Origin of the sequence: Amycolatopsis sp. NPDC051061, assembly GCF_040682935.1 — a bacterium.
Taxonomy (GTDB): Bacteria; Actinomycetota; Actinomycetes; order Mycobacteriales; family Pseudonocardiaceae; genus Amycolatopsis.
Genome location: NZ_JBFBBZ010000079.1, coordinates 1 through 21,357 on the forward strand (window position 1 = coordinate 1; position 21,357 = coordinate 21,357).

Sequence of the window (21,357 nt, forward strand, 5' to 3'; positions counted from 1 at the left end):
ACCGGCATCGCCTACGACGAACACACTGCCTGGTCGCATCACGCCGAGAACGTCGCCGCTTGACATCTACGCTCCTGGGATGTCTTTCATGACGTTTCGGACCGGCCGCGACCTCAGCCGGCCGGAGCCGTGGTGACTTCGCCCGGCAACTTGCGAGCCACGTCCGTTCGGGAGCGGGCCCCGAGCTTCCGCAGCACCTTCGCCACGTGCTGCTCCACCGTCCGCGGCGAGAGGAACAGCCCGTCCGCGATCTCGCGGTTCGTCCTTCCCTCCGCCAGCATCCGCGCGACTTCGCGTTCCCGTGGCGACAACTCACTCCCGTACCCGCGCCGCCCGCGTTGCGATGGCGCCCAAGCGCCGTGCTCCCGCAGCTGGTGACGGCACCGTCCGGCGTCCCGCGTCGCACCCAGCTGTTCGTACGCCTCGGCTGCCGCCGTCAGCTCTGCGACCGCGTCGCGGTTGCCCGCCGCGAGGCGGCACATCGCCGCCCGCTCGCGCATGGCCGTCGCCGGGTACGGCATCGGCAGCGCCGCATAGCCCGACGCCGCTTCGTCGAACAGCGCCGCCGCGGCCAGGTGCTTCGCGCGCGCCTCCAGCAACACCGCCCGGCCGGCGACCAGCGCCGCCGTCGCGACCGGTGCGTCCCGGTCTTCGATGCCGCGGGCGAACGCCTCGACCACGTTGTCGGCCTCCGGCCAGCGCCCGGCCCGCGCGTACGCCTGCGCCGCCGCCGGGACCAGCGCCGCCGCCCAGATCCAGACGCCCTTGCGCCCGGCCGCGGCCACCGCCGTGTCGGCCGCCGCGCACGCGCCGTCGACGTCGTCGGTTGCCAGGAGCACCGTGATCAGCACCCCGGCCGCCGAGAGCACCACCGGGATCGGCCCGTGGTCCGGCGCGTGCACGCTCGCCGCCGTCAGATGTCGTTGCGCGGCGGCGAACTCCCCGCGCACCGCGGCGAGCCCGCCGAGCACCAGCGACGACTCCATGACGATCGGGCCGAGCTCAGGATAGCTGTCGCGCAGCTGCTCGGCGGCTTCGGCGAGCCCGCTCCAGCGCCCGCGCACCCAGTCGAGCCGGACGCGGGTGCCCTGGATCAGGCCGATCGCGTACAGCGCGCCCGCGTCGGTCGCGCGCCGGACGCCCTCGGTCACCAGCCGTTCCGACCGGTCGAGGTGACCGGCCCACGACTGGCCGTCGGCGAGGTTGCACCACAGCCGGGCCAGCTGGACGCGCTCGGCGACCGTGCCCACGGTGTCCGACAGCGCCTCGAACTCCGCCCACGCCGAGCCGTCGCCGACGTGCGACGCCGCCGCGATGCGATCGGCGGTCAGGGCGAGCCGCAGCTCGGGGTCGTCGAGCCGCTCGTACACGTCGCCCGCGCGGGCGCGCCAGGATTCGTGCCATGACAACGGGGTCAGGCCGTCGATGGGCTGGGCGAGCAGCGTGATCCCGCGCGCGGCGAGGTCGGGCCGGTCGGTCAGCTCGCCGATCGCGCGCTCGACCTCCAGCCGGCCGCGGCCGAGGCCGCCGATGGTCCGGACCTGCAGCATGCCGAGGCTCAGCCGGATCGAGCCGCGGACCGAGGGCGGCAGCGTCACCTCTTCGAGGACGCGTTCGAGCGTGCCGATCACGTCGGGCCGGAACCCCCGCAGCGCGACCTGGCTCAGCTTGCCGGCGACGCGCCCGATGTCGGACTGCGCCGGGCCGGGTTCGGCCAGCACCGACTGCAGGAGGTCGATCGCGCGGGACGTCTCGCCGCGGGTGACGGCCTCGTCCGCGGCGGCTTCGGCGTAGTGGCGCCACTGGTCGACGCGACCGGCCGCGCGCGAGTGCCGGGCCAGCAGCGTGAGCGGCGGCGACGGCTGCGCGGCGAGCACGCGGATCGCCTGGGCGTGCAGCAACGCGCGTTCGGGTCCGCTCACCGTGTCGTAGACCGCCTTGCGCGCCAACGGGTGCCGGAAACCGTACTTGCCGTCGCCGACCTCGCCGAGCACCCCGCCGGACAACGCGGCGAGCAGCGCGGCGCGGAGGACGTCGTCGGAGAGACCGGCCAGCTCGCCGAGCACGGCGGCTTCGGCGCCGACACTGAGCACCGCGGCCGCGCCCGCGAGACGGACGGCGTGCTCCGGTAGCGCGGAAAGCCGTTCGGTGACGGCTTCGCGCAGCAGCACCGGGACCTCGAGGTTCTCCAGCATCCGGTCGGAGAGGACTTCGCCGACCGGCAGCCGCTCGGCCGCTTCGCGCAGGGCCCGCAGGGTTTCCTCGACCACGAACGGGATCCCGGCGGTGCACTCGTGCAGCTTCGCCGCGAACTCGTCGGTGACGCGGGGGAGTTCGAGGATTTCGACCGCGAGCTTCCGCACGGCCGTGACATCGAGCGCGCCCAGCGCGACGCGCGCGGAGTGGACGGCCGGGTCGGTCCGGAAGGGGGCATTCCAGGTCGCAGCCCCGCCCTCGGTCGCCGACCGGTAGGTGGCGACCACCGCCAGCTCGGGCGGCATCGTGCCGGCGAGGAACCGCAGGAGGTCGCGGGTGTCCTCGTCGGCCCACTGGAGGTCGTCGATCAGCACGAGCGCCGGCCCGCACGCCCGCAGCAGCTCCCGCACCGCGCGGAAGACGCGGTGGCGTTCGGCGACCGGGTCGGCGAGGGGCTCGGGGCGCGGAGGAAGCGCTTCCGCGAGCTCGGGCAGCAACGGCCGCAGCACGCCGGCGACGGGGCTCAGCGGCCCGAGCGGCGCGTCGCCCACCGCGCGAAGCGCTTCCAGGACGGGCCCGTACGGGAACGGTTCCCGCAGCGGCTGGCAGGCGCCGGTGAGCACGCGGCTGCCCTCGAACTCCTTGCGCCGCCCGATCTCGGCGAGCAGCCGGGTCCGGCCCATGCCGGGCTCACCCTCGATCAGGACCGCGGCCGGGCGCCGCCGGAGCACGTCGACGATGGCGTCGAGCTCGGTGTCGCGGCCGGTCAGCCGGGCGGGTCCGGACCGGACGCTCACCGAGGTGGGGCGGGGAGCCGTGAGCCACATACGGACCTCCTCGACGCGCACCGGGGGCTGTGCGCGGAGCCTAAGCAGCGTTGATCGGTCCGTAAACCATTAACCGAATAGGTGGTCAGTACCGCCTTCACACGTCCGCCTACCGGCTGTCACCGGTTTGCCACGGGATTCGCCGCTCCCGGGTCACAGCGCGTGCGAAACGCCGGTGAGCACCCCGTTCCGGCTGCGCATAACGCGTTCCGGGAGGTGTGATGGCTACCGAAAGTAGTCCCCGGAAACCCTACTTAAGGACCTGTCCGACCGGGTGACAGCCCGCGGCTGGGACCGCTTGGAGCAGGGGATTCGTCCGAGGTGAATGCGTATACCCATTCGCCGGGCGCCCGGATTGCACCCTAACGCCCACTGCGGGGACCCTCACCCGGGGGAGTACCACTGCGTGGCCGGTGCAGTGCCGCGCGTAACCAGCTAGGGAGAAGCATGAAGATCGCCAGACTCTTCGGTGCCGCTGCCGCCGTGGTGATGACGACGGGCGCGCTCGTCGCGGTCGCCGTCCCCGCGTCGGGCCAGGACCTGCTGAACCCGGACATCGTGCCCGCCATGCAGCGCGACCTGGGCCTGACCCACGACCAGGTGCTGACGCGGCTGAAGAGCGAAGACGTCGCGAACAAGGTCACCGAGGCCGTCAGCGCGACGCTCGGCGGCGCGTTCGGCGGCGCCACCTACAACGCCGCCACGGGCAAAGCGCACATCCAGACCACGAACGCCGCCGAGGTCGGCAAGATCCAGGCGGCCGGGGCCGAGGCGGAGGTCGTGAAGTTCAGCGCCCGCCAGCTCGACTCCACTGTGGACACCCTGAACGCCCGCGACAAGGCGGCGCCGTACGCGATCACCGGCTGGGGCGTCGACTCCGTCACCAACCGCGTCACGCTTTCCGTCCTGTCGGGTCAGCGCGCTGCCGCCGACGCGTTCCTCACGCAGTCCGGTGTGGACAAGTCGTCGGTCACGATCCTCGACGCGGCCGCGAAGCCCACGCTGCACGCCAACATCCGCGGTGGGGACGCCTACTACATCGGCGGCTCGTCGCGCTGCTCGGTCGGCTTCGCGACCACCACCGGCTTCGTCACCGCCGGCCACTGCGGCGCGCTCACCGGCGGCGGCTCGCTGACCGGATCGAACGGCGCCGCGCTCGGCAGTTGGATCACCTACCGCTTCCCGGGTGTCGACTACGCGGCGGTCCGGACCAACAGCAGCTGGACCCCGGTCGCGCAGATGAACAACGGGACCGCGGTGCGCGGGTCGTCGAACGCGGCGACCGGCTCGTCGGTCTGCAAGGCCGGCTCGACCACCGGCTGGACCTGCGGCACCATCGGCGCGAAGAACCAGAGCGTCCGCTACTCCGAGGGCACGGTCAACGGCATGACCGCGACCAACGTCCGCTCGGCGGCCGGTGACTCCGGCGGCGGCTTCATCGCCGGCAACTACGCGCAGGGCGTCCTGTCCGGCGGCAACACGAGCGTGACGTACTTCTACCCGATCGCCGGCGCGCTGTCCGGCACCGGCACCACCCTCAAGACCAGCTGATCCCGGAAACAGCGAAGGGCGGGTTTCGAGTGCCTCCAGCGCACTCGAAACCCGCCCTCGTCCTCGCCGCGGGAATGGGAGGTTCAGGGGTCAGACGTTGCTGATCTCCTCGATCAGCCCGTCGACGTCGAAGTGCGCGCTCTCTTCGCCGAGCGGCACCAGCTCGTAGGACGCCTCGAGGAACGTCCGGACGTCCTCGACTTCGAGCTCGAACGACGCATAGCCGTCCGGTGACTCGATTTCGAGGGTGAGGAAGTCCGCGTCCTCGGACAGGTCCGGGCGGACGCGGACGTCACCGAGGCCGGCCGGCTCGTCGAGGCCGGACACGAGGAGGTCACGCGCGAAGGTCCATTCGATCCACCGGCCGCGCTCGGTCCGGAACGCCACGGTGACCGCGAACGGCTCCTCGGCGTGGTAGGAGAGGCGGGACAGGACGGGCGTGGTGCTCTCGTTCAGCACCACGAACTGGCTCTGGTGAACGGCGTCGGTCTGCATGGCCCCTCCTGGAGTCCGGTGGCGGTTCGCGCGGCGCGAACTGTTCGAGGAGGAGATGGCCCGGGCCGGACGGCATGACGGAGAAACTCTCACGTTCACTTGATCGGTTGCATCCGTCCATTGTGGTGTAACGTCCGGCACATACTCCTTGCGTTCACCGCGCGACTGCTGGTGAGGGCTCCTGGCGCCCGCCTACGGGCCGAGCGGCAGGGTGAGCCCGACCTTCACCCGGTCCATCGCGACGCTCGTCGTGAAGTGCCGGACGTTCGGGTTGTCGAAGAACATCCGCCGGGTGAACGCCTCGAAGCCCGCCATGTCCGGGCACGTCACGACCAGCACGAAGTCCGCGTTGCCGGTGACGTAGTAGCACTGCTGGACGCAGTCGTCGGCGAGGATCTGGCGGCGGAACGCGTCCAGGACCGCCAGGTTCTCCCGCTCCATCTCGACCATGACCACGAATGTCATGCTGAGCCCGAGAGCCTCCGGCGACAGCACCGCGACCTCGCGCTCGATGACCCCCGCTTCGCGCAGCCGCTTGATCCGCCGTTGGACCGCCGCGGCCGAGAGCCCGACCTTCGCGCCGATCGACTCGGCGATCGTGCGGGCGTCCTCCTGGAGGCAGGCGAGGATGGCGGTGTCCAGCTGGTCGAGGTCGGGAGTCTGCACTCCAGCAGGCTAGCCGGGACCCCCGACGATTCGCCCGGCGTTCGCTGCGCGCTCACTCTTGCGTGACGTCGCTCACTACTCCGTCCCCGGGGAAAGTGAAACAACTTTTTCCGTGACCTGGAACACAACTCACCGGTCTACCAGGGGGTAGCGCATAGAAGTGGAAGACCTGCCGGTCGCTCCCGCCAACCCGCCGGCGTGGGGAGGCTCTCCCGTGCCCGCACCTGCCGCTGTGCTGACCGGAATCGGTTCGTGGCTGCCGACGACAGTCCTGGGCAACGAGGAGATCGCCGCCCGGCTCGACACCACGGACGAGTGGATCCGGACCCGCACCGGCATCCGGGAGCGCCGCGTCGCCGGGCCCGACGAGTCCACTGTGGACCTCGCGGTCGGGGCGGGCCGCGAAGCCCTCGCGGGCGCTTCCGCCGACGTCGTCGTCCTCGCCACGTCGACCCCCGACCAGCCCTGCCCGGCCAGTGCGCCGCAGGTCGCCGCCCGGCTGGGACTCGGCACGGCCGCGGCCTTCGACGTCAACGCCGTCTGCAGCGGGTTCGTCTACGCGCTGGCCACGGCCGCGGGATTCATCGCGGGCGGCATCGCCGAGCGCGTGCTCGTGATCGGCGCCGACACCTTCACCACGCTCATCGACCCCGGCGACCGCACGACCGTCCCGATCTTCGGCGACGGCGCGGGCGCGGTCCTGCTGCGCGCGGGGGAGCCCGGCGAGCCCGGCGCGTTCGGCCCGTTCGACCTGCACAGCGAGGGCGAGCTCGCCGACCTGCTGTGGGTCGAAGCCGGCGGTGCGCGGCGGCGCCTGTCCGACCAGCCGAGCGACCGCTTCCTCGCGATGCAGGGCACCGCGGTGTTCCGGCACGCCTGCGCGCGGATGGCGGAGTCGTCGCGGACCGTGCTGGAGCGCGCGGGCTGGATGGTCGGCGACGTCGACCGCTTCGTCGGCCACCAGGCGAACATCCGGATCCTCCAGGCGACGGCGAAGCAGCTCGGCATGCCGGCCGACGCCGTCGTCGCCAACATCGACCGCGTCGGCAACACCAGCGCCGCGTCCATCCCCCTCGCCCTGGCCGACGCCCGGGCCGACGGCACCCTCGTCCCCGGGCACCGCGTCCTGCTCAGCGCGTTCGGCGCGGGCCTGACCTGGGGCTCGACCGTGCTGCGCTGGCCGGATCTGGGTCAGCTGGCCTGAGGTTCCGGGCCGGCCGTCCAAGTCGGCGTCGGCTCCTGGCGGCCGCGCAGCTGCAGCTCGCCATGCTTCGCCCAGTGCGCGCCTTCGCTCGGCAGCGCCATGGAGACGACGGCGTCGCTGGCGAGGATCCGTGACGGCACCGCCTTGGCCAGCTCGGTCAGCCGCGCGGCCTCGTTGACCGCGTCGCCGATCACCGTGTACTCGAGCCGGCTGCTGCTGCCGAGCTGCCCGGCGAACACCGGGCCGCTCGAGACGCCGATGCCGAGGTCGAGCTCGCCGTTCGCGCACACCGCCTCCCGGATCGCGCGGGCCGCGGCCAGCGCGGCGGTCGGCGCGTCCGCGAGCCGCGTCGGAGCGCCGAAGATGCACAACGCGGCGTCGCCCTGGAACTTGTTGACCAGCCCGCCGCGCGCGCCGACCGCGGAGACGACCGCGGCGAACAGCCGGTTCAGCTTCTCGACGAGCTCCTCCGGCGGCGTCCGGTAGGCGAGCGCGGTCGAGTCGACGACGTCGACGAACAACGCCGTGACCTCGCGGACGTCGCCGGACAGGGACGCGCCGTACTCCAGCGCGTGCCGGGCGACGTCGGCGCCGACGTGCCTGCCGAAGAGGTCCCGCATCCGCGCCTGCTCGCGCAGGCCGGCGGCGAGCTGGTTCACCGACGTCTGGAGCAGGCCGATCTCGCTGGAGTCGTCGACGTCGACCGCGACGTCGTCGTCGCCGCGCGCGATGCGGTCGAGGGCGACGCGCAGCCGGTGCAGGGGTGCCGCGACGGCCCGGGCCAGCAGGGCGGTGCCGATCGCGCCGACCCCGAGGCCGATCACCGACAGCATGATCAGGCTGGCGGTGTGGTTGCCGGAGCCGAGGTCCGGCGGCGTCGCGACGAGCAGGACGCCGACGAACGGGACGCCGCTGGCGAGCGCCCAGGTGACGACGAGCCGGGTGAGCACGGTGACCGGCAGCGACCCGCTCGGCGGCAGGATTTCCAGCGCGATCGTCATCACCGGCCGCGCCACCCACTCGGCGGCGAGGTAGGTGAGCCCCACGGTGGTGAGGCCACCGAGCCCGATGACCGTCGCCATGCCGACGGCGTCGTCACCGGAGCCGAGCACGCCGGCCAGCACGCTGAGGACGGCGGTGCCGATCAGCCAGAGCGTGCCGCTGACGACGGCCATGTCGACGGGGAGCCGCAGCGCGCGCTTGGCTTCGCTTTCCGACGGCGGCCGGCCGAGCACGAACCAGATCGCGGTGCGGCGCTGCAGCCACGCCGTCCACAGTGTCCCGGCGAGCAGCGAGACGGCGACGATCCCGGCGGCGGTCAGGCCGAGGATCCAGCCGCGGTCGCCGACGTCGCCGGGCAGGCCCTGCAGCAGCAGGAGCAGCGCGACGACCCCGGACCCGGCGACGCTGGAGCCGAGCCCGAGCGCGGCGAAGCCCAGGCTGGTGCGCAACACCACCCGGAAGTTCCCGATCTTGCGCACGGTGTCGATCGTACGGCCGGAGTTCCGTCAGAAGCGGTACCGCACGATGTTCGCCATCCGGGCCAGCGGCGGGAAGTACTTCAGCATCCGCAGCTGGAACCGCGTGGCCGGCCGCAGGCGGGCCAGCACCTCCGGCGTCGACCAGTGCGACGCGTCCAAAGAGGACACCAGCGTGAGGCCGTCACGCTCCAGCTCTCGGGGGTCGTCGACGCCCCACTTCAGGGTCGCCTTCGCGCGCCGGACCGGGGTGTTCAGCTTCTGCGCCTTGATGCCGAGCTTGTTGAAGACGTCGCAGATCAGCTCGCCCGACGGGAACTTCGCGACCAGCCGCCGGATGAGCTCGTGGCCGGACTCCGGCGTCAGGTACATCGTGAGCCCTTCGGCGACGATCAGCGCCGGGCGGTCCGACGGCACCTGGTCAAGCCACGCGAAGTCCGTCACCGACGTGCCGATGTTCGTGTGGTTCGGCGCCGCCGCGTAGAGCTTTTCGCGCAGCTCGACGACCTCGGGGTAGTCGACGTCGTACCACTGCACCGACGACGGCGGGGCGAGCCGTTGGAAGCGTGTGTCCATGCCGCAGCCGAGGTGCAGGACGAGGGCGTCGGGGTGGCTCTCCAGGTACTCCGCGGCCCATTCGTCGATCGGCTTGGCGCGGAGGACGACGCTCACGGCGCTGTCGCGGGTGATGCCGAGCTTGGCGAAGTCGTAGTCGATCTGCCGGACGGCTTCGTCGGCGGCGTGGTCGCCGAGCACCGGGTCGGCCTCGCGGCTGTCGAGCGCGCGGCCGTACAGCGTGGCCAGCATGGTGGCTTTCTCTTCGGTGAAGTGCACCTTCTCCATCGCGACCCCCAAAAGTTTCACAATGTTGTGAAAAGTCTAGCGCTCTTCGGGGTGGGCGGCGAAGTCGTGCGCGTAGATCTTGGCGTCGACCAGGTGCTTGAGGGTCAGCTCGCGGGCCGCGGCCGGGTCGGACCGGCGGATGGCGTCGAGGATGGCGCGGTGGTCGTCGACGGCCTTGCGGATCTGGCCGGGCAGCCGCAGCGCGGCCCGCCGCTCCTCGCCGACCAGGGCGAGCACGGATCGCAGCAGCCCGGCGACGTCGTCGTTGCCGGCGTTCTGGGCGATGACCCGGTGGAACTCGGCGTCGGCGGCGATGACGTGCAGCATGTCGCCGTCCTCGGCGGCCTGAGCCATCTCGGCGACGTTGTCTTCGAGGCGGCTGACGGTCTTCGCGGTGGCCTGCCGCGCGAGCCGTTCGGCGAGGGTCGGTTCGACGGTCGCGCGCAGGTCGAAGAGCTTCTCGACGAGCTGGTCGTGTTCGGTGAACCACGTGCGCAGCGGCTGTTCCTGCTGCTCCCGGACGTAGGTGCCGGAGCCGGCGCGGATCCGGACGTAGCCGATGGAGTCGAGCACGCGCAGCGCCTGCCGCAGCGACCCGCGGCTGATGCCGAGGTCCTCGCAGAGGACGCGTTCGGCGGGCAGCCGGGAGCCCGGCGGCAGCTTCCCGGAGTCGATCAGCGACCGCAGCCGGTCGACGGTCGCGCTCCAGACCTGCTCGGTGTCCACGGCGCCCATCCTCTCAGCTCCGGAAACTGCCGGTGGTGTCCTGCCCGCCACCCCGCAGTGAGTGTCCGACCGGACACATCTGCGTCGCGGGACCGGCCCACGATGCTTAGGCTCCGCACGTGAATGCTTCATGACGTGGTGGCACGCGGCGATCATCGTGGTCGCCGGGATCTGGGCCGGCACCATCAACGCCGTCGTCGGGTCGGGGACGCTGGTCACCTTCCCCGTCCTCGTCGCGCTGGGCTATCCGCCCGTGACCGCGACGACGTCCAACGCCATCGGCCTCGCGCCCGGGACCCTCAGCGGGGCCTGGGGTTACCGGCACGAGCTCACCGGCTACTGGCCGCAGCTCGCGAAGTTCGCCGTCGCGTCGTTCCTCGGGGCCATCGGCGGGACCATCCTGCTGCTGTCCCTGCCGAAGGACGCCTTCGAAGCCGTCGTCCCGGTGCTCGTGGGCCTGGCCGTGATCCTCGTGATCGTGCAGCCGCGCGTCTCCAAGTGGGTCGCGAAGCGCCGCGAAAGCAACGGCGAAGAGCACAAAGCCGGCCCGCTGCTGATGTTCTTCATCTTCGTCATCGGCATCTACGGCGGGTACTTCACCGCCGCGCAGGGCGTGATGCTGATGGCCGTCATGGGGATGCTGCTGTCCGAACCGCTGCAGAAGCTCAACGGCGTCAAGAACGTCCTCGCCGCCGTCGTCAACGTCGTCGCCGGGGTGATCTACGCGTTCGTCGCGCCGATCAGCTGGCCCGTCGTGCTCTGGCTGGCCGTCGGGTCGACCGCCGGCGGCTTCCTCGGCGCGAAGATCGGCCGGAAGCTGCCGCCGGCGGTGCTGCGCGGCGTGATCGTCGTGATCGGGGTCGCCGCCGTGATCCAGCTGGTGGTCAAGCAGTTCAGCGACTGAAGTCGCGCGCCGCGGCCAGGAAGAGGTCGTTCTCCTCGCGGGTCCCGATGGTCACGCGCACGCCGTCGCCGGCGAACGGGCGCACCACCAGCTTGCGGTCCAGCGCGTGCTCGGCGAACGGCACCGCCTGGTCACCCAGTGGCAGCCAGACGAAGTTCGCCTGCGTTTCGGGCACCTGGTAACCGGCTTCGAGCAAGGCGTCCCGCACCCGCCCGCGCTCGACGACGATCTCCTGGCAACGCTCCAGCAGTTCGTCGGCCGCGTCGAGCGACGCCAGCGCCGCGACCTGGGCCAGCATGTTCACCGAGAAGGCGACGTACACCTGGCGAAGCGCGTCGGCGATCGGCTCCGGCGCGACGGCGTAACCCACGCGAAGGCCCGCGAGGCCGTACGCCTTCGAGAACGTGCGCAGCACCATCACGTTCGAGCGCGTCCGCGTGTACTCGACGCCGTCGGGCACCTCCGGGTCGGTGACGAACTCCTTGTACGCCTCGTCCAGCACCACCAGCACGTGCTCCGGGACCGCGTCGAGGAAGCGCTCCAGCTCCGCGCGCCGCACCGCCGTGCCGGTCGGGTTGTTGGGGTTACAGACGAAGACCACGCGCGTCCGGTCGGTGATCGCCGCGAGCATCGCGTCGAGGTCGAGCTCCTGGCCCTCGGTGATCGGGACCTTCACCGACACGGCGTTCGCGACCTGCGTGACGATCGGGTACGCCTCGAAGGAGCGCCAGGCGAAGATCACCTCGTCGCCGGGTGCGCAGACCGCCTGGATCGTCTGCTGGCACAGGGACACCGAGCCGCAGCCGATCGCGACGTGCTCGACCGGCACGTCCAGATCGCGCGCCAGCCGCTCGCGCAGGACCTGCGAGCCGGTGTCGGGGTAGCGGTTGATGTTCGCCGCGGCCTCGGCGATCGCCCGGGCGACGCTCGGCAGCGCGCCGCCGGGCACCTCGTTGCTCGCCAGCTTGATCGCGCCTTCGATCGTCCGGCCGGGGATGTATTTCGGCAACGATTCGAGATCGGCACGGGGGGACACGGACGGCATCTTCGGCGCTCCTCCGATTGAACGGGACGACCCGGCCACCGTATCTTTTCCGCCCACCGCCCCGCGACTCCCTTCAGGCGGTAGGTGACCAGTGGAGCTGCCAGAATGGGTTCCCGCCGTTCACCTCGAAGTGATTGAGTGACGTATGACGTCGACCAGCACCGTGGACTATGAGCGCACCGACGGCCGCGCCCTGCGCCTGACCTTCTCGGAACCCGAAGGCGCGCTACGCGGCGGTTTGGTGGTCCTGCACGAGGCGGACGGGGTCACCGACGGCGTCAAGATGCTGCTCGCCAGCCTCGCCGTCGAGGGCTGGCTGACCGTCACCCCGCACCTCGAAAACGCGGAGCTGACCCAGCAGGACCTGCTCGACGCGACGGACATCACACTCGCCTGGCTCGTCGACCGCGGCGTCCAGGCCGACCTCCTCGGCGTCATGGGCTTCGACCTGGGTGGCACCGCGGCGCTCGTCGTCGCGTCGCACCGCAGGCTGGGCGCCGCCGTCAGCGTCGGCGGGCAGCAGACCGCCGAACTGCCCGCGCTGGTCGAGATCGCCGGGAAGCTCACCAGCCCGTGGCTCGGCATGTACGGCGACGCCGGCGACGAGGCGGGCGGCGCCGAGGTCGAGCGGCTGCGCGACGCCGCGGCGTCGGCGCAGGTCGCCACGAACGTCGTCCACTACCCGGGGGCGAACCACCGGTTCGACGCCGACCCGGGCGCGGCCGCCGAGGCCTGGCAGCGCACGCTCAGCTGGTTCGACGCGCACCTGCGCTAGGCGATTTCGAGCGCCGTCACCGAGCGATCCGAGGGATTACGCTCGTGACGTGACGCACACCGCCGACGCCCCCGAAGTGCTCTGGCGCCCTGAGCCGAGCCACGTTGCCGACACCAAGATCGAAGCCTTCCGCCAGTGGCTGCGCGCCGAGCGCGGCGTCGAGGTGGACGACTACCGCTCGCTCTGGGAGTTCTCGGTCGAGCGCGGGCCGGACTTCTGGACGGCGGTCGCGGACTTCCTCGGCGTCCGGTGGCACGACCAGCCGGGTGAGGTGCTTTCCGGCGAGATGCCGGACGCCGTCTGGTTCGAGGGCGCCACGCTGAACTACGCCGAGCACGCGCTCACCCCCGGCGTCGCGGGCGCCGCGAAGGGCGACGACGAGACCGCGGTGATCTTCCACCGCGAAGACGGCTTCGCGGACCACCTGACGTACGGCGAGCTTCGCGCGCAGGTCGCCGCGGCCCAGGCCGCCTTCCTGGAACTCGGTGTCGGCAAGGGCGACCGCGTCGTCGCACTGGCCCCGAACTGCCCGCAGACGCTGGTCGCGTTCCTCGCGGCGGCGAGCATCGGGGCGATCTGGTCGTCGTGCTCGCCGGACTTCGGTGTCCGCGCGGTCGCGGACCGCTTCGTGCAGATCGAGCCGAAGGTGCTCTTCGCCGTCAACGCCTACGCGTACAACGGGCGCCGGTTCGACATCCGGACGACGGTCGCCGACCTGCAGGCGAAGCTGCCGGCGCTGGCCGCGACCGTGCTCGTCCAGTACGTCGGCGAAGGACGGATGGACGGCGCGCTCGACTGGGCCGAGCTGCTCGCGGCGAACGAGGGCGCGCCGCTGCTGTTCGAGCCGGTCGAGTTCGCGCACCCGCTGTGGGTGCTCTACTCCTCCGGCACCACCGGCCTGCCGAAGGGCATCGTGCACGGCCACGGTGGCATCACGCTCGAGCACCTCAAAGCCCTCGCGCTGCAGACCGACCTCGGGCCCGGCGACCGGTTCTTCTGGTTCAGCACCACCGGCTGGATGATGTGGAACTTCCTCATCTCCGGCCTGCTGGTCGGCACGACGATCGTGCTCTACGACGGCAGTCCCGGGCACCCGGACCTCAACGCGCTCTGGCACCTGGCCGAGCAGCACCGCGTGACGTACTTCGGGACGTCGGCGCCGTTCATCCAGAGCTGCCTGAAGGCCGGCATCAAGCCCGCCGAGCGCTACGACCTGACGGCGTTGCGCGCGGTCGGCTCCACCGGGGCGCCGCTGAGCGTCGAGGGCTTCCGGTGGATCGTGAACGAGGTGGGGCGGAAGGTGCAGATCTGCTCGGTCTCCGGCGGCACCGACCTCTGCGCGGCGTTCGTCGCGTCGGCGCCCGACGTGCCGGTCTGGCTGGGGGAGCTGTCCTGCCCGGCGCTGGGGGCCGCGGTCAACGCGTTCGACGAGGCCGGCCACGCCGTCGTCGAGCAGGTCGGGGAGCTGGTGATCACGAAGCCGATGCCGTCGATGCCGGTGTTCTTCTGGAACGACCCGGACGGCTCGCGCCTGCGTGAGGCGTACTTCGAGATGTACCCGGGGTTGTGGCGCCACGGCGACTGGATCCGCGTCACCGGCCGCGGCTCGGCGGTGATCTACGGTCGCAGCGACTCGACGCTCAACCGCGGCGGCGTCCGGATGGGCACGGCGGAGTTCTACCGGGTCGTCGAGGGGTACGACGAGGTCGCGGATTCCCTGGTCGTGGACACCTCGGCGGCCGGCAACGACGGCGGGCAGCTGATCTGTTTCCTCGTGCTCGCGGACGGCGTCACGCTCGAAGACGTCGAGCCCCGGCTGAAGAAGGAGCTCCGTAGCGCCCTGTCACCGCGCCATGTACCCGATCGGTTCGTCGTGGTCCAAGAGGTACCTCGTACCTTGAACGGTAAGAAGTGTGAGGTACCGGTGAAGAAGATTCTGGCCGGTGTGGCTCCTGACCGGGCCGTCAGCCGCGACGCGCTGGCCAACCCGGCGGCGTTGACGCCGTTCGTGGAGCTCGCCGGGGGATAGATGGGGGAAGCATGATCGTCCACAACGGGTTGCACAGGTGGTGACGGGGACACGCGCGCAGACCACCTGGCGGGTGGCGGGAGCCACCACCGTGGGGGTGATCACCTGGGTGACCCGGCTGGCGGGACTGACGACGCTCGTGTCGGTCCTGGTGCCGGCCGGGCGACGGAACCTGCGCGGGCACCTGTCGGAGTGGCTCGAGCTGCCGCAGGAGGCGACGGTCGCGGCGGCGACCGTCGCGCTGGTCACGGGCGTGCTGCTGGTGTTGCTGGCCGCGGGCCTGCGACGCCGCAAGCGCCGGGCGTGGCAGCTGGCGATCGGCGCGACGGTGCTGCTCACGGTGTCGCACCTCGGGCTGCGGCACGTCTTCGGCGCCGGGCTCGTGTCGGTCGTGCTGCTGGTGGGCCTGATCGCGAACCGGCGCTACTTCGTCGCGAAGCCGGATCCGGTGGTCGGCCGGTGGCGCGCGGTCGGCGTGTTCTTGCAGCTGGCGATGGCGGGGTTCGTGATCAACGTCATCCTGCTGTCGGTGGCGTCGCGGGCGGTGCTGGCGCCGATGAGCTTCCCGGACCGGCTGGCGGAGTCCGCGCTCGCGCTGGTCGGGGTCAGCGGGCCCGCCGTCTTCCACCAGATGTGGCTGGAGGACATGACCGCGGCCGTCGGCCTGCTGTTCGGGCTCGCCGCGGTCCTGGTCTCGGCGTACTTCCTGCTGCGCTCGGCCGAGCCGGCGCCGCGGCTGCCCGACGACGAGGTCGCGCGTCTGCGCAAGCTGCTGGACGAGCACGGCGAGCGGGACTCTCTCGGCTACTTCGCGCTGCGGCGCGACAAGTTCGCGGTGTTCTCGCGGACCGGCAAGGCCGCGGTCACCTACCGCGTGATCGCCGGGGTGGCGCTGTGCTCGGCCGACCCGCTCGGCGACCACGAGGCGTGGCCGGGCGCGATCGAGGAGTACTTGGAAGTGTGCCGCCGCAACGGCTGGGTGCCGGCGGCGATGGGCGTCTCGGAGCTCGGCGCGACGGTCTGGGCCCGGTTCGGCCTGGAGATCCTGGAGATCGGCGACGAAGCGGTCGTCGACGTCGAAGGGTTCACCTTGGACGGACGCGTCATGCGCGGCGTCCGCCAAGCCGCGGCCCGCACGAAGCGCGCGGGCTACAAGGTGCTGGTGCGCCGCGCGGAGGACCTGCGCGAGGGTGAGCTGGACGAGCTGGCGGCGCTGGCCGCGAACTGGCGCGGCACGGACACCGAGCGCGGTTTCTCGATGGCGCTGGGTCGCATGGGAGACACGGGTTCGGTGCTGGTGACGGCCGAGCAGGGTGGCCGGGTGCGCGGCGTGCTCCAGTTCGTGCCGTGGGGCTCGACGGGCCTTTCGCTGGACGTGATGCGCCGCGACCGCGCGGCCGACAACGGCGTCAACGAGCTGATGATTTCGGAGCTCCTGCTGGCGGCGGAGAGGCACGGCATCGAGCAGGTGTCGCTCAACTTCGCGGCGTTCCGGGCGTTGATGGAACAGGGCCAGCGCATCGGCGCGGGCCCGGTCGCCAAGACGGCGGCGAAGGTGCTCCACTTCTTTTCGCGCTGGATCCAGATCGAGACGCTGTACAAGTTCAACGCGAAGTTCCAGCCGCGCTGGGTGCCTCGCTATCTGGTCTACCCCGGCGTGCGCGAACTGCCCCGGGTGGGCATCGCGACGTTCGAGGCGGAAGGCCTCGGCGGAAGGTCCCCGCGCCTGCTCAGACTGCTGCGCCGGGCGTGAGGGGGGTCCTGTCGGAGGGTGATCGGAGGGTGTGTAACCTATCTGAGCAGTGGTCGTTGGGCCCAGGAGGCTTCGCCTAGTCTGGTCTATGGCGCCGCACTGCTAATGCGGTTGGGGGTAACCCCCCCTCCCGGGTTCAAATCCCGGAGCCTCCGCTGGTACCCGGTTCGCCGAGTGCTAGGTTAGAGAACAACTGAACACGCGCCCGTAGCTCAGCTGGATAGAGCATCTGACTACGGATCAGAAGGTCAGGGGTTCGAATCCCTTCGGGCGCACGTCTGGTTGAGACGGCAAAAGCACAGGTCCAGTGCCTCTTTCGGGAGGCGCTGGACCTGTTGTGCGTTTAGCCTGATCCCTACTTCGATCTCTAGTGGTGTAGGGATGACCAGCTCAGATAGGGATGCCGGACAGCGACGAACACGCCGCGACTCAGGGACGCGGCGTGAGCGTTCGCCAGGCGTGTGGGAGATCCGCGTCGTCGTCGGCACGCACCCGCTGAGCGGCCGGAGCAAGCAGCGGTCGTTCACCGTCCACGGGGACGAGGAGTACGCCGCGCAGCGGCAAGCCGAGCTGGTCGCCGATCACGGCGTCCGCCGCGTGTGCGCCGACCGTGGCGACCGACTGACCGTGGAGCAACTGCTGGACCGGTTCGAGGCGGCGCCGCATCGGTGGAGCCCGACGACGTTGCGCTCCTACGGCGGCGTCATCCGCGACTTGCGGCGGGATCGGCTGGCGCACTGCTGGTTGGATCGGTTGACGCCGGCGGTGCTGGAGGTGGCGCTGGCGCGGTGGGCGACGGCCGGGGCGACGCCGTCGACGCTGTCCGGCCGCTTCCACGTGCTGCATTCGGCGATCACGTGGGGTGTGTGCGAGCGGTTGCTGGGTCCGGATCCGTTGGTCGGGATGCGCTCGCCGCCGCGGCCCTATCCCCGTAAGCACCTGCCCCCGCCGCAGGTGCGGCAGCTAATCGCGGTGGCCGAGCGGCGACGGCTCGATGCTGCGGCTCGGTTACTCGAGCGGCCGACGTCGCGGCAGCGGGCTTTGGACCTGTTCCATGCGGAGCAGGACGAGTTGCTGGTGCGGCTGGCCGCAGATTCGGGCGCGCGTCGTGGTGAGCTGGCGGCGCTGCGGGTGGACGATTTGGACGGGCGGGTGCTGTCGATCGAGCGCGCCGCCAAGGACGCGGTGATCGGCCCGACCAAGACCCACTCGCGAGGTCGTCTCACCCTCGGAGTGACCACGGCACGGTACTGGCACAACCATGTCCGGGTATGGCGCCACCATCCGCTGGCCGGCGACGCGACCGGGCCGTGGCTGTTCGCTGCAAGGCCCGACCGGCAAGCGCCGATTCAGCCAGCGGGCCTCGGGCACCGGTTCGAGCGGCTGCGGAACGCGGCAGGGTTGCCTGATGCGATGCTGCATCGGCTCCGGCACACCGTGGGCACCCATCTGGTGTCCCAGGGCAAGATCCTTAAAGCCGCGGCCAGGCTCCGCCACCGGGACCCATCCACGACGCTTCGGAACTACGTCGACGCGCTGCCTCTCGATGACGAGGACGCCGCCGACGATCTCGACGTCCTCTTCAACGACCTCAGCGACAAGAAAACTTGAATGAGGTTTCGGTGACGGGGAGGTGTGGCGCAAGCAGCCAGTGGATTCGGCGTCAATTTTCGTCAGTCCAAAGTGCGCCGTCGTCTGATCTAATGGGCCGAGAAGAGGCGCTATGAGTCTTGAAGGCCAAGGGGTCGAGTTTGGACGGAAGCTGAGTAGCTATTCACCTGAAGCGCTTAACGTGATGGATTTGGGCCCGGGCATGCGCGGCGCGCTCAGGTGCGCCATATTCAGTGAAGATAGCTACTGATTCGCTCCAGCATGTGATCGCCTCAGCGTTGTCCCCGATGTGTTGGAGAGACTTCGCGAGTGTGTTGAGCGGCTCGGCGACGACATAGTCAAGATTGATATTTACTTGGCGACCTAGGGTGATCGCCTCTCTGGAAAGAGTTATGGCTTGTTCATGGTCTCCCAATCCCTGCACTGCGCTTGCGACGTTGTGCAGCGCGCCAGCTTCACCTTCGGGGTCGCCGAGACGTCGACGAAGAGCGAGATCATGTTCTCCGTGTTCGAGCGCCTGCCTGTATCGACCTAGGCCGGTGTATGCCCTGCTGAGGTTCCCGTGAATTACCGCTTCGAAACGCCCGGTATTGATGTCGTGAGTCAGTGTCAATGCCTTCTGTAAATACTCTAGTGCTTCCGTAAAGCGTCGCTGTCTGCAGAATAGCACGCCTAGACCGTTGAGTCCGAATGCTTGGTGCCATTGATCTTCAAGACTGGTTGCAATGGATAGCCCGAAATTGTAGGACTCAATTGCATCATCCCATCGCCTTAGAAAAGTGAGCGCCTCGCCGCGACACATATGGAACGACGTTTCGGCATAATGGTCGTCACTGCGCTGGGCCGCGGTCAGGCCTGCCTGGATTGCCTTGAGCCATTCAATTCGGCTACCGCGAGCACTTAGGAAAGCGGTGCTGTCGGCGAGATGAATGGCGAGATTCCAAAATTCATGCAGTACAGCCTGTTGCAGTGCGGAAAGCAGATTTGCTCGCTCCGTCTCCAGCCATCTCAGCGCCTGGACGCGGTCATGGATCGCCGGTACGTTTGCTGGAGCGGTCGCACGTCCTGGTAGTCGAAGGAAACCAGGAAACACCAGCTCGTCACAGGCGCGCGCCGTGTGTGCATACCAGTCAATGAGCAATTCCAAGACGTGATCGCGCTCAGGTTCCTTCTCGTGCCTGCGGGCTTGCTCGCCAGCGTAGTTGTGCAGCAGGTCGTGGAACCGATACCTGCCGCCGAGACTCGGTTCGATGAGGTGAACTGCCGCGAGGCGCTCCAGCAGCCGACGGGCAACGACGAGATCTAGGCCAGCGACTGCAGCTGCTGCATGAAGGCTGAAGTCGGGACCAACATGCAGACCAAGGTGTCGAAACAGTCGGGCTTCTGATGCAGTCAGTTGCTCATATGACCAATCGAAGACCGCGCGTACTCTTGCCCGTTCGTCCCTGTCCGAACTCAGGGTGTCCAACCGATATCGATCATCTATGAGTTCAGCGACGAGTTCGGATATATTGGATGCTGATGTGGATACGCGACTCGCGGCAATGCGCAAAGCCAGGGGTAGTCGCGCACACAACCGAACCAATTCGTCGACCGCCTCTGGTTCGGCCGCCTCGCGTGAGGAGCCAATGATCTCTCTCACCAAATCCTGTGATTCCTCTTGTGACAGGAGGGCCAATGTGAGGCGCGTGGCGGACTCGGTCACGACCAAGCCGGTAAGGCTGTCTCGGCTAGTCACGACCACCATGCACCCAGCGGCTCCGGGCAGCAAAGGGCGGACGTGCTCGGCACCATTGGCGTTGTCCAACACAATCAAAACCCTGCGGCCAGTCAGCAGGGATCGGTAGCATGCCGACTGCGCGTCTACTCCCTGCGGTATCGCCTCTGCCCTTATCCCTAGTGCCCGTAAGAAACCGTCAAGAACCTCGGTTGGAGTAGCCGGGTCTCCTGGGCCGTATCCTCGCAAATTCACATAGAGCGTACCGTCTGGGAAGTGGTGTTGTACGCGATGCGCCCAATACACCGCGAGCGCGGTTTTCCCGATCCCGGCAGCGCCGTCTACGGCCGAGATCACCACCGGGCTAGGTGCCGCCATCTCTGCCTGGTGGGGGTCGGTTCGAAGTAGGTTGTCCAACGCTGTCAGCTGATCCGTGCGGCCTATAAAATCGCGGACCGGCAAAGGTAGCTGACGCGGTACCTCGACATGGCCGGATCGCTTGGGGTGACGGACCGCCGTTTGATCGACATCGTCATCCGGATCGAACACGTCGTCTGCCACGAATGCAAGTGTCTCGAAGTACCGGCAAGCGCACGATACGTGTATCTAACGCCACCCGCATGGACTAGGCGGTACCGCACCTGGGGTGCCAGATTGCCGTGGGCCTGACGGGCGACCCGGTTGTGCGCCACGAGCGTCAGCGCAGGTCGGATGAGCGCCACATACCCGCAAGGCAGACCACATCTCCGGGGTATCTCGGGGCCGCGACCGGGCGTTGGGGTTGTGGACGAATCTGGCGCGTACGCGGGCGACTTCGTCGTCGCGGCCTTGCTCTCTGTACAGCGCTGGCGCCCCGTTATATCCCGTGGGCCCGATCGTATTGTCCGCGCGCTGTCTCGATGAACTCGCTGGCCATCGCTTGATCGACTGGCCCGCGCAGTCTGACAGACTCCGCCCGGAAACACCTAAGCGAGAACACGATGCCGATCGTCGGCGACGTGTATCGGGCTGGTGACATCTCTTCGACCTGTCCTTCGGCAGCGTCACAGGCGCTCGCATCGGCCGCGAGCTGAACCTGCACTCGTCGACGAAAGCCGAGCATTCGGGTGAGCGCCGTGGTGATCGCGGACGTAGAGCCAGCAGAATGGCCCAGCCGCAACCCTGACATCTGAAGGGCAACTCTGGTGACTGAGGAGTACTCGCAGCCGGCGCGCCCCGTCCATGTCCCGGTCACGATCGACGGGCGGACGCTGTTCGTCGAGGTCACCCCGGTCGGGGACCAGGAGGACCAAGAGGTCGCGGCGCGGATCCTGGGTTTCGCCGAGTTCACAGACTCGCTCGGAGCGTTGACTGGATCCCTGATCGATGCAGTGGTCGGCGGCATGCGGAAGATCAAGCCGGCGAAGGTGGCGGTCGAATTCGGATGTGAAGTCGGCTTGGAGAGCAGCCAGTTGACGGCCATGCTGATCAAGGGTAGCGCGAAGGCGAACCTGAAGGTCACCCTGGAGTGGAAGCCCGGCGAGCAGAGCTGACGTCG

Annotated in this window: 16 protein-coding genes and 2 tRNA genes; 10 read left to right on the forward strand and 8 right to left on the reverse strand. The window is 69.6% G+C overall.

Annotated features, from left to right (window positions below; genetic code table 11):
• Nucleotides 1-113: 113 nt before the first annotated feature.
• Nucleotides 114-3,023 (reverse strand): AAA family ATPase, encoded by a 2,910-nt coding sequence (locus AB0N03_RS49040; protein WP_364387838.1) that lies wholly within the window; start codon nucleotides 3,021-3,023, stop codon nucleotides 114-116.
• 447 nt (nucleotides 3,024-3,470) lie between these two features.
• Between AB0N03_RS49040 and AB0N03_RS49045 the strand changes: the two genes are divergently transcribed.
• Nucleotides 3,471-4,574 carry a S1 family peptidase gene (locus AB0N03_RS49045; protein WP_364387840.1) on the forward strand — a complete coding sequence of 368 codons (1,104 nt, stop codon included), beginning with the start codon at nucleotides 3,471-3,473 and terminating at the stop codon, nucleotides 4,572-4,574.
• 90 nt (nucleotides 4,575-4,664) lie between these two features.
• Here AB0N03_RS49045 and AB0N03_RS49050 read toward each other — a convergent pair whose 3' ends face one another.
• Together AB0N03_RS49050 and AB0N03_RS49055 are read right to left on the reverse strand one after the other, a co-directional pair.
• The gene (locus AB0N03_RS49050) at nucleotides 4,665-5,069 is read right to left on the reverse strand and encodes an SsgA family sporulation/cell division regulator (RefSeq protein ID WP_364387842.1); all 405 of its coding nucleotides are present in this window, start codon (nucleotides 5,067-5,069) and stop codon (nucleotides 4,665-4,667) included.
• A 192-nt stretch (nucleotides 5,070-5,261) separates the two neighbouring features.
• Complete coding sequence (locus tag AB0N03_RS49055; protein ID WP_364387844.1) at nucleotides 5,262-5,735, reverse strand: Lrp/AsnC family transcriptional regulator; 474 nt, start codon at nucleotides 5,733-5,735, stop codon at nucleotides 5,262-5,264.
• Nucleotides 5,736-5,949: 214 nt separating this feature from the next.
• Here AB0N03_RS49055 and AB0N03_RS49060 point away from each other — a divergent pair, with 214 nt between their 5' ends.
• The gene (locus tag AB0N03_RS49060; protein WP_364387846.1) at nucleotides 5,950-6,939 is read left to right on the forward strand and encodes a beta-ketoacyl-ACP synthase III; all 990 of its coding nucleotides are present in this window, start codon (nucleotides 5,950-5,952) and stop codon (nucleotides 6,937-6,939) included.
• On the opposite strand, the gene AB0N03_RS49065 is transcribed toward AB0N03_RS49060, so the two are convergent.
• Genes AB0N03_RS49065 through AB0N03_RS49075 form a run of 3 tightly spaced genes read right to left on the reverse strand, consistent with a single transcriptional unit; the run spans nucleotide 6,927 to nucleotide 9,995 of the window.
• Entirely contained in the window at nucleotides 6,927-8,420 is a 1,494-nt protein-coding gene (locus AB0N03_RS49065) for an adenylate/guanylate cyclase domain-containing protein (protein WP_364387848.1), read from the reverse strand. The two genes, AB0N03_RS49060 and AB0N03_RS49065, sit on opposite strands and share 13 nt — an antisense overlap.
• Nucleotides 8,421-8,447: 27 nt before the next feature.
• The gene (locus AB0N03_RS49070) at nucleotides 8,448-9,260 is read right to left on the reverse strand and encodes a class I SAM-dependent methyltransferase (RefSeq protein ID WP_364387850.1); all 813 of its coding nucleotides are present in this window, start codon (nucleotides 9,258-9,260) and stop codon (nucleotides 8,448-8,450) included.
• 36 nt (nucleotides 9,261-9,296) lie between these two features.
• Nucleotides 9,297-9,995 carry a FadR/GntR family transcriptional regulator gene (locus AB0N03_RS49075; RefSeq protein ID WP_364387852.1) on the reverse strand — a complete coding sequence of 233 codons (699 nt, stop codon included), beginning with the start codon at nucleotides 9,993-9,995 and terminating at the stop codon, nucleotides 9,297-9,299.
• Between the two features lie 121 nt (nucleotides 9,996-10,116).
• Here AB0N03_RS49075 and AB0N03_RS49080 point away from each other — a divergent pair, with 121 nt between their 5' ends.
• Complete coding sequence (locus tag AB0N03_RS49080) at nucleotides 10,117-10,890, forward strand: sulfite exporter TauE/SafE family protein (protein WP_364387854.1); 774 nt, start codon at nucleotides 10,117-10,119, stop codon at nucleotides 10,888-10,890.
• Here the strand turns inward: AB0N03_RS49080 and hisC are convergent.
• On the reverse strand, nucleotides 10,880-11,935 hold the full coding sequence (gene hisC, locus AB0N03_RS49085) for a histidinol-phosphate transaminase (protein WP_364387856.1): 1,056 nt from the start codon (nucleotides 11,933-11,935) through the stop codon (nucleotides 10,880-10,882). The two genes, AB0N03_RS49080 and hisC, sit on opposite strands and share 11 nt — an antisense overlap.
• A 145-nt stretch (nucleotides 11,936-12,080) precedes the next feature.
• Here hisC and AB0N03_RS49090 point away from each other — a divergent pair, with 145 nt between their 5' ends.
• The 6 genes from AB0N03_RS49090 to AB0N03_RS49115 all read left to right on the forward strand — a co-directional run bounded on the left by AB0N03_RS49090 (nucleotide 12,081) and on the right by AB0N03_RS49115 (nucleotide 18,103).
• Nucleotides 12,081-12,710, forward strand: a complete 630-nt coding sequence (locus AB0N03_RS49090; RefSeq protein ID WP_364387858.1) for a dienelactone hydrolase family protein — start codon at nucleotides 12,081-12,083, stop codon at nucleotides 12,708-12,710.
• A 49-nt stretch (nucleotides 12,711-12,759) separates the two neighbouring features.
• A complete protein-coding gene (locus AB0N03_RS49095) occupies nucleotides 12,760-14,739 on the forward strand; it encodes an acetoacetate--CoA ligase (RefSeq protein WP_364387860.1) in 1,980 nt (659 codons plus the stop codon).
• A gap of 37 nt (nucleotides 14,740-14,776) precedes the next feature.
• Nucleotides 14,777-16,492, forward strand: a complete 1,716-nt coding sequence (locus tag AB0N03_RS49100) for a phosphatidylglycerol lysyltransferase domain-containing protein (RefSeq protein WP_364387862.1) — start codon at nucleotides 14,777-14,779, stop codon at nucleotides 16,490-16,492.
• A 65-nt stretch (nucleotides 16,493-16,557) separates the two neighbouring features.
• Nucleotides 16,558-16,647 (forward strand) — tRNA-Ser (locus AB0N03_RS49105).
• Nucleotides 16,648-16,693: 46 nt separating this feature from the next.
• A tRNA-Arg gene (locus tag AB0N03_RS49110) sits at nucleotides 16,694-16,767 on the forward strand.
• A 184-nt stretch (nucleotides 16,768-16,951) separates the two neighbouring features.
• Complete coding sequence (locus tag AB0N03_RS49115) at nucleotides 16,952-18,103, forward strand: tyrosine-type recombinase/integrase (protein WP_364387864.1); 1,152 nt, start codon at nucleotides 16,952-16,954, stop codon at nucleotides 18,101-18,103.
• A gap of 163 nt (nucleotides 18,104-18,266) precedes the next feature.
• On the opposite strand, the gene AB0N03_RS49120 is transcribed toward AB0N03_RS49115, so the two are convergent.
• Nucleotides 18,267-20,381 carry a tetratricopeptide repeat protein gene (locus AB0N03_RS49120; RefSeq protein WP_364387866.1) on the reverse strand — a complete coding sequence of 705 codons (2,115 nt, stop codon included), beginning with the start codon at nucleotides 20,379-20,381 and terminating at the stop codon, nucleotides 18,267-18,269.
• Nucleotides 20,382-21,004: 623 nt separating this feature from the next.
• Between AB0N03_RS49120 and AB0N03_RS49125 the strand changes: the two genes are divergently transcribed.
• Nucleotides 21,005-21,352, forward strand: a complete 348-nt coding sequence (locus AB0N03_RS49125) for a CU044_2847 family protein (RefSeq protein ID WP_364387868.1) — start codon at nucleotides 21,005-21,007, stop codon at nucleotides 21,350-21,352.
• The last annotated feature ends 5 nt before the right edge of the window (nucleotides 21,353-21,357 follow it).

What these genes read in the sequence shown, in the direction of transcription:
- AB0N03_RS49040 (WP_364387838.1), bottom strand. Translation starts at nt 3,023, where the DNA reads ATGTGGCTCACGGCTCCCCGCCCCACCTCGGTGAGCGTCCGGTCCGGA.
- AB0N03_RS49045 (WP_364387840.1), top strand. Translation starts at nt 3,471, where the DNA reads ATGAAGATCGCCAGACTCTTCGGTGCCGCTGCCGCCGTGGTGATGACG.
- AB0N03_RS49050 (WP_364387842.1), bottom strand. Translation starts at nt 5,069, where the DNA reads ATGCAGACCGACGCCGTTCACCAGAGCCAGTTCGTGGTGCTGAACGAG.
- AB0N03_RS49070 (WP_364387850.1), bottom strand. Translation starts at nt 9,260, where the DNA reads ATGGAGAAGGTGCACTTCACCGAAGAGAAAGCCACCATGCTGGCCACG.
- AB0N03_RS49075 (WP_364387852.1), bottom strand. Translation starts at nt 9,995, where the DNA reads ATGGGCGCCGTGGACACCGAGCAGGTCTGGAGCGCGACCGTCGACCGG.
- AB0N03_RS49080 (WP_364387854.1), top strand. Translation starts at nt 10,117, where the DNA reads ATGACGTGGTGGCACGCGGCGATCATCGTGGTCGCCGGGATCTGGGCC.
- hisC (WP_364387856.1), bottom strand. Translation starts at nt 11,935, where the DNA reads ATGCCGTCCGTGTCCCCCCGTGCCGATCTCGAATCGTTGCCGAAATAC.
- AB0N03_RS49090 (WP_364387858.1), top strand. Translation starts at nt 12,081, where the DNA reads ATGACGTCGACCAGCACCGTGGACTATGAGCGCACCGACGGCCGCGCC.